Raw genomic sequence first — 1,258 nt, 5'->3', positions numbered from 1 at the left:
TGTCGACAGAGCCAATACTTGCAAGAGGCGGGGCCTTACCGGTGGCCGAGATCGAGGACGTCATAGCAAAAGCAGTTGAGACCGTGACTAGATCTCGAAAATCTCCCGTGGGAGAGTGCTGAACGTCTCAACCCCGTATTCGGTGACCCGGAAAGTCTCACTGATCACGTAGCTGAGATCTTCGCCGATCCAGTTGCCGAGCATCAGATCGAAAGTCATGTTCGGCTTCAAGATGGTCAAATCGCCCTCTTTGAGACTGGCCGTCGGCTCTACCCATTCAATCCCCACTGCGTAGCCACATCGTGACTCCTTCTCGAAACCGGATTTGCGAAGGGTGGTGTTGAAAGCGGCAGCAACGTCGCTACATGTCGCACCCGGTTTGATGGCGGCAAGAGCCGCCTCCAGGCCAGCAACCTCCGCGTCATGAAGTCGGCGAAGTTGGTCGGAGGGTTTGCCAATCGAGAACGTGCGCATCAAGGGCGATACGTAACCGTGGCGCACCCCTCCGAAACAAAGGTTGACTTGGGAGCCTTCCCGGAAGATGTCCTCGGCCCACCGGATGTGCCAGGTGGACGTTCTTGGGCCGTTGCACAGCACGAAGTGGGTCAAATCCGTGCCCAGCTTGCCATTCGCCCCACGTATTAGCGTCGCGATGATTTCTGCTGCCGCTGCAGCCTCGGTTACGCCCGGACGAATTACTTCCTGCGCACGCAGCATCCCTGCATCTGTTATCGCCGCAGATTCACGCATGTAGGTAATTTCCAGATCGGACTTGACGCCTCTGATCCAGTCGACACTGTTGCCAACATCTACGATCTTTGCCTCGGGCGCCCTTACCCTAAATTTTTCGAGAGTTTGGGCGGGAAACAGCCTTGCCTCGATGCCGATGCGATTCCGTCCCAAGCCGCTGTCCAAGAGGAGATCTATTACCGCGTCCCAGCCATCCTTCTCTGGATCGGCAAGGAGAGCTTCCGGATAGCCAAAAATGCGTTCGCGGTCGATAAACGTCTGATGGATCGCCGCGGGGGCATCTTTGCGGCAGGCGATGAAGCTCGGCTCTTCATCTCTTAGATAAACAATAAGGGCCTGCGGCATCGAGCCGGTCTTGGACGTGTAGCCGGACAGATATGTGATGTTCGCGGTCGATTTGACTACCAGAACATCAACCTCTCGCCGCTCCATCTCCGCCTTAACGACGGACAGGCGCTGCAAGTATTCACTCCTGGGGAACGCCTGTGGTCCTCTCGGCATCGCCATT

At 56.7% G+C, this 1,258-nt stretch carries 1 protein-coding gene; it reads right to left on the bottom strand.

Translation table 11 applies throughout. From position 1 onward, the window contains the following. Positions 1-87 precede the first annotated feature (87 nt). Positions 88-1,257 (bottom strand): Xaa-Pro peptidase family protein, encoded by a 1,170-nt coding sequence (locus tag CO664_RS29985; RefSeq protein ID WP_097528136.1) that lies wholly within the window; start codon positions 1,255-1,257, stop codon positions 88-90. Position 1,258: the final 1 nt, after the last annotated feature.

The sequence above is a fragment of the Sinorhizobium sp. NG07B genome, from assembly GCF_002532005.1.
Lineage (GTDB): Bacteria > Pseudomonadota > Alphaproteobacteria > Rhizobiales > Rhizobiaceae > Sinorhizobium > Sinorhizobium fredii_C.
Note: the sequence above shows the minus strand (reverse complement) of the source record. Positions and strands in the feature narration are given on the sequence as shown.

Bases quoted from the DNA above. Each gene is read 5' to 3' on its own strand.
- CO664_RS29985 (WP_097528136.1), bottom strand. From the start codon at position 1,257: ATGGCGATGCCGAGAGGACCACAGGCGTTCCCCAGGAGTGAATACTTG.